General features: G+C 68.0%; 5 protein-coding genes. All 5 read right to left on the bottom strand.

Annotation, left to right across the window (positions count from 1 at the left end; translation table 11 throughout):
• Window positions 1-1394, bottom strand: a 1394-nt coding sequence (locus tag Q0379_RS17750; RefSeq protein WP_299014595.1) for a glutamine synthetase family protein, incomplete at its 3' end; no start/stop codon positions are given.
• Window positions 1391-2794 (bottom strand): aspartate aminotransferase family protein, encoded by a 1404-nt coding sequence (locus Q0379_RS17755; protein ID WP_299014598.1) that lies wholly within the window; start codon window positions 2792-2794, stop codon window positions 1391-1393. The genes Q0379_RS17755 and Q0379_RS17750, both read right to left, overlap by 4 nt.
• Window positions 2791-3564, bottom strand: a complete 774-nt coding sequence (locus Q0379_RS17760) for a gamma-glutamyl-gamma-aminobutyrate hydrolase family protein (RefSeq protein WP_299014601.1) — start codon at window positions 3562-3564, stop codon at window positions 2791-2793. The genes Q0379_RS17755 and Q0379_RS17760 overlap by 4 nt, the downstream gene beginning before the upstream one ends.
• Before the next feature lie 158 nt (window positions 3565-3722).
• On the bottom strand, window positions 3723-4850 hold the full coding sequence (locus Q0379_RS17765; RefSeq protein WP_299014604.1) for an ABC transporter ATP-binding protein: 1128 nt from the start codon (window positions 4848-4850) through the stop codon (window positions 3723-3725).
• Between the two features lie 135 nt (window positions 4851-4985).
• A partial coding sequence (locus Q0379_RS17770; protein WP_299014609.1) for an ABC transporter permease occupies window positions 4986-5697 on the bottom strand: 712 nt, incomplete at its 5' end.

Genomic DNA, 5697 nt, shown 5'->3' on the forward strand with positions numbered 1-5697 from the left:
ACATTCAGCAGCAGGAACTCCCGCTCCCACGGGCTGATCGTGCGCATGAAGGTCTCGTACTCGGCCTGCTTCACGCGGTCATAGGCGGCGCAGAAGGTGGGCCCCAGGATGTCGACCAGGGGCTGGCAGGCCTCGAACAGCTTCAGCGATTCCGACAGGCTGCGCGGCAACTCCACGCCCCGGACGCTGGCGTCGGTGGCGACCGGCTCGGCGGGCTTGAGGCCCTGGACCATGCCCAGATACCCTGCCGCCAGCGAGGCCGCGATCGCCAGGTACGGATTGGCGTCCGACGAGGGGATGCGGTTCTCCAGGCGCCGGTTGGCCGGATCCGACGGCGGCACGCGCAAGCCGCAGGTGCGGTTGTCGTAGCCCCACTGGGTGTTGACCGGCGCGCCGGAGTCCCGCGCGATCCGGCGGTAGCTATTCACGTACGGCGCCAGGATCGCCATGATCGCCGGCAGGAAGGTCTGCTGGCCGGCGATGAAGCCGTGGAACAGGTCGGTCTCCTCGCCCTTCTCGTCCGAGAACAGGTTGCGGCCCTTCTTGTCGACGATCGACTGGTGGATGTGCATGGCGCTGCCAGGCTCGGACGCCATCGGCTTGGCCATGAAGGTCGCGTAGATCTCGTGCTCCAGCGCCACCTCGCGGATGGTGCGCTTCATCATGAAGACCTGGTCGGCCAGCTCCAGCGGATGGCCGTGCCGCAGGTTGATCTCCATCTGCGCCACGCCGCTCTCGTGGATCAGGGTGTCGATTTCCAGGCCCTGGCGCTCGGAATATTCGTACATGTCCTCGAACAGGGCGTCGAACTCGTTGACCGCGCTGATCGAATAGCCCTGGCGGCCGGTCTCCGGACGGCCCGAACGGCCGATGGGCGGCTTGAGCGGATAGTCCGGGTCGGTGTTGCGGTCGACGAGATAGAACTCGATCTCCGGCGCGACGATCGGATTCCAGCCCTTCTCGTCGTAGAGCGCCAACACCCGCCGCAGCACCTGGCGGGGCGCCTCCTCGACGGGGCGGCCGTCGGGGTGGAAGGCGTCGTGGATCACCTGGGCCGTCGGGTCCTGGGCCCACGGCACGGCGGCCAAGGTCGCGAAGTCCGGGGTCAGGAAGATGTCGGTGTCGGACTGCACCGCGTTCACCGCTCCCTCGAACTCGGGGAAGTCGCCGGTGATGGTCTGGTAGAACACCGCCAGCGGCAGGTTCATCGACGGCGTGCCGAGGAACTTGCGCACCGGCATGATCTTGCCGCGCGCCACGCCGGCCAGATCGGGCACCACGCACTCGATCTCCTCGATGCTCTGGCGCGCGAACCAGGCCCCCGCCTCCTCCAGGGTCGAGACGCCCCGGTCCAGGGTGTTCTCGCGCTTGGCCTTGTTGTGCTTGGGCTTCATGACACCGCCTCCGGTTTCAGCGCGCGGAGGATGGGCTCGGCTTCGGTCAGGGACTTTTCGATGATCCCGACCAGCTCGTCGATCTCGGCGTGGGTGATGATCAGCGGCGGGCAGCAGACGATGCTGTCGCGGATGGCGCGGACCATCAGGCCGTTCTTGATGCAGATGTCGCGAACGATCGGCCCCGCCTCGCCTTCCTTGTCCAGGAAGCGATGGTTGGTCCCCTTCTCGCGGACGATCTCGACCGCCCCGATCAGGCCCAGCGAGCGGGTCTCGCCGACCAGCGGGTGGTCGTTCAGCCGCGCCAGCGCCTTGGCGAGATAGGGCCCGGCGTCGTCGCGGGCGCGCTCGACCAGGCCCTCGCGCTCGAGGATCTCGATGTTCTTCAGCGCCACGGCCGCGCAGGTCGGGTGGCCCGAATAGGTGAAGCCGTGGATGAAGTCGCCGCCCTTCTCGCGCAGCTCGGCGACGATGTGGCCGGCCACGCCCACCGCCGAGATCGGCAGGTAGCCGGACGACAGGCCCTTGGCCATCGCGATCAGGTCCGGCTTGATGCCGTAGTGCTGGTGGCCGAACCACTGGCCCAGCCGCCCAAAGCCGCAGATCACCTCGTCGCAGACCAGCAGGATGCCGTACTTGCGGCAGAGCGCTTCCACCGCCGGCCAATAGCCGTCCGGCGGGATGATCACCCCGCCCGCCCCCTGCACCGGCTCGCCGATGAAGGCCGCGACGTTCTCGGGCCCGACCTCGAGGATCTTGTCCTCGATCTCCTTCACCGCGCGATCGCGGAAGGCGGCCGGATCCTCGCCGAAGCCGTCGCCGAATTGATAGGGCTGCATCACGTGGTGGACGCCGGGGATCGGCAGGTCGCCCTGCACATGCATGTGCTTCATGCCGCCCAGCGAGACGCCGGCCACGGTCGAGCCGTGATAGGCGTTCCAGCGGCTGATGAAGGCTGTGCGGCTGGGCTGGCCCTTCAGCTTCCAGTAGTGGCGGACCAGGCGGAACACCGTGTCGTTTGCCTCCGACCCCGACGAGTTGAAGAACACGTGGGTCAGATGACCGCCCATCTTCTCGGCGATCTTGGCCGCCAGCTTCACGGTCGGCGGCGTCGTCGTCTTGAAGAAGGTGTTGTAGTACGGCAGCTCCAGCATCTGGTCGTAGGCCGCCTCGGCCAGCTCGGTGCGCCCATAGCCGACATTGACGCACCACAGGCCCGCCATGCCGTCGAGGATGCGGTGGCCGTCGCCGTCGGTGATGTAGCAGCCGTCGGCCCGGGTCACGATCCGGCTGCCGCCAAGTTCGAAGATCACCTTGTGGTCGGCCTGGGCCGGCAGGTGGTGGGCGAGGTCGAGACGCTTGAGCTCGGCGACGTCGTGGTTACGGATGGGGACGGTCATACTGAGGCTCCTGGGGTATCGACGATGAGCGGCGCGCCTCTGAGGGCGCGTCCGAAGATTTCGAAGAAGATCTGCGATTGCCGGTTCTGCGCCGGCTTCCATTCGGGGTGCCACTGCACGGCCAGCACGGGCGCGCCGTTGACGGTGGCGGAGAAGCCCTCGACCACGCCGTCCGGCGCGCGGGCTTCCACGGCGAGGCCTTCGCCGAGCCGATCGACGCCCTGGTAGTGGACCGAATTGACCACCGCCGCCTCGGCGCCGAACGCGCGGGCCAGCACGCCGCCGGGGGTCAGGGCCACGTCGTGGGTGTGGTCGAACATGCCGTTGAAGTCGACGTCGTCCGGCGCGTGGTGGGCGATCAGGTCGGGGTTGGCCGCCATGTCCCGCCGCAGCGTCCCGCCGAACGCGACATTGATCTCCTGGAAGCCGCGGCAAATGCCGAACACCGGCTTGCCCAGGTCCAGCATGGCCTTGATCAGGTCGGCGGTCATGCCGTCGCGCGCCGCGTCGAACGGGCCCGGCGCGTCGCCTATCTCCTCGCCATAGAGGGCCGGGTCGAGGTTCGAGGGGCTGCCGGTCAGCATCAGCCCGTCCAGCCGCCCGACGACCTCGGCCGCCCGCATCCGCCCCGGCAGCGACGGGACCAGCAGGGCCGCCACATCGCCATAGGCCATCGTCGCCTCGACATAGCGGCTCATCACCGCCTGGGCCGGCTCGACCCCGACGGTGCGCGTGCAGCAGATGATCCCGGCGACGGGGCGAGCGGTCATCCTAGATCTCCGATTTCCCCGGCGAATGCCGGGGCCCAGATCGAAGGCGCCATACTCTGACGGGCGGGCGCATCAAGTAAGCGCGACCTCGTCGGGCGCTCTGGCTGAATCTGGGTCCCGGCGCTCGCCGGGAAGGTCGGGTTGTGGCTAAGCATGGGTCACGACAGAAGCACCGCCGGCGAGCAGGCGTGCCAGCACAGCCACACCGTCTCGCCCAGCTTGAAGTCTTCCTGGTCCCAGCGGGTCAGGTTCGAGCGCTGGACCTTCACGCGCCTTCCTCCGGCGATCTCCACCTCGTAGGTCGAGGAGCCGCCCAGATAGGCCTCGTGCTTGATGACGCCCGCCACCGCGTTGAAGCCTTTCGGGCAATCGCCCAGGTTCGGCGGCTCGTCGCCCTCCTTCTTGTGCAGCTCGATCTTCTCGGGGCGGATCGCGGCCCAGGCCGTCCCGCCGCGCGGGCCGGTGACGCCGTGGTCCAGGAAGATGTCGACCGGCAGGTCCGGCGACTTGATCACCGCGTGGCTGGGCTCGTCGACCGCCAGCACGCCCTCGAACAGGTTCACCTGGCCGATGAAGTCGGCGACGAAGCGGCTGTTGGGGAACTCGTAGAGGTCGCTGGGCGTGGCCACCTGCTGCAGCACGCCCTTGCTCATCACCGCGCAGCGCGAGGCGAGCGCGAGCGCCTCGTCCTGGTCGTGGGTGACCATGATGAAGGTGATCCCGACCTTCTCCTGCAGGGTGCAGAGCTCGGTGCGCATCTGCTCGCGCAGCTTGGCGTCCAGGGCCGACAGCGGCTCGTCCAGCAGCAGCACCCGCGGCCGCTTGACCAGGGCGCGGGCGAGCGCCACGCGCTGACGCTGGCCGCCGGACAGCTGGTCGGGCTTGCGCTCGCCCAGGCCGCCCAGCTGCACCAGTTCCAGCGCCTCGGACACGCGCTGGTCGCGCTCGGCCTTGGGCACGCGGTCGACCTTCAGGCCGTAGGCGACGTTGTCGGCCACGGTCATGTGCGGAAACACCGCGTAGGACTGGAACACCATGTTCACCGGCCGCTTGTTCGGCGGCACGTTCACGATGTCCTGGCCGTCGATCAGGATCCGCCCCTCGGTCGGCGTCTCGAAGCCGGCCAGCATCCGCAACAGGGTGGTCTTGCCGCAGCCGGACGGCCCCAGCAGCGCGAAGAACTCGCCCTCGTTGACGGTCAGGGTGACGTTGTCGACCGCGGCTAGTTTGCCGAACCGCTTGGTGACGTTCTCGAAGGTGATGATGGGTTTTGGCTCAGCGCTCACCTTCGGCCCCCTTATCACCGCTCATCCCCGCGAAAGCGGGGACCCAAGCGGCCTTGCCAGTTCGAATGCCGAGCAAAGCCACCAGCTCGGCTTGGGTCCCCGCTTTCGCGGGGATGAGCGAATTGAGGGAAATGCTCATTGCTTTTCGCCCCCATGACCCGCCGTCGCGGCGGGGTCGCCTTGCAGTTTCAGCGCCGCCGCGGTCAGCAGCACGGTCAGCACGATCAGCACCGTCGAGGCCGCGTTGACCTCGGGCGTCACCGAGAAGCGGACCATCGAATAGACCTTCACCGGGAAGGTCACCGTGTCGGGGCCGGCGGTGAAGAAGGTGATGACGAAGTCGTCCAGGCTCAGCGTGAAGGCCAAGAGCGCGCCGGCCACCAGCGACGGGGCCATGTGCGGCAGGATCACGTCCTTGATGGTGCGGAACTCACCGGCCCCCAGGTCACGGGCGGCCTCCTCCATCTCGCGGTTGAAGCTGGCCATGCGGGCCCGCACGACCACCGCCACGAACGGGAACGAGAACGAGACGTGGGCGATGATGATCGCGCCCAGGTTCAGCGGCCACGGCAGGCCCTGCGGCCAGGGCATGACCTTGGCGAAGAACACCAGCATGGCGACGCCCATGCAGATCTCGGGCACCACGATCGGCAGGGCCAGGGCCCCGTCGAGCGCCGTCTTGCCCGGGAAGCGGAAGCGCCACAAAACGAGCGCCGCCAGAGCGCCGATGACCAGGCTGATCACGGTCGAGACCGCCGCGATCGTCAGGCTGTTGGCGAAGGCCTCCAGCAGGGCGGAGTCGTTGAACAGCTTCTCGTAATATTTGAGCGTGAAGCCCTTCCAGACG

Origin of the sequence: uncultured Caulobacter sp. (assembly GCF_937900395.1) — a bacterium.
Classification (GTDB): domain Bacteria; phylum Pseudomonadota; class Alphaproteobacteria; order Caulobacterales; family Caulobacteraceae; genus Caulobacter.

Bases quoted from the DNA above. Each gene is read 5' to 3' on its own strand.
- Q0379_RS17755 (WP_299014598.1), bottom strand. From the start codon at position 2,794: ATGACCGTCCCCATCCGTAACCACGACGTCGCCGAGCTCAAGCGTCTC.
- Q0379_RS17760 (WP_299014601.1), bottom strand. From the start codon at position 3,564: ATGACCGCTCGCCCCGTCGCCGGGATCATCTGCTGCACGCGCACCGTC.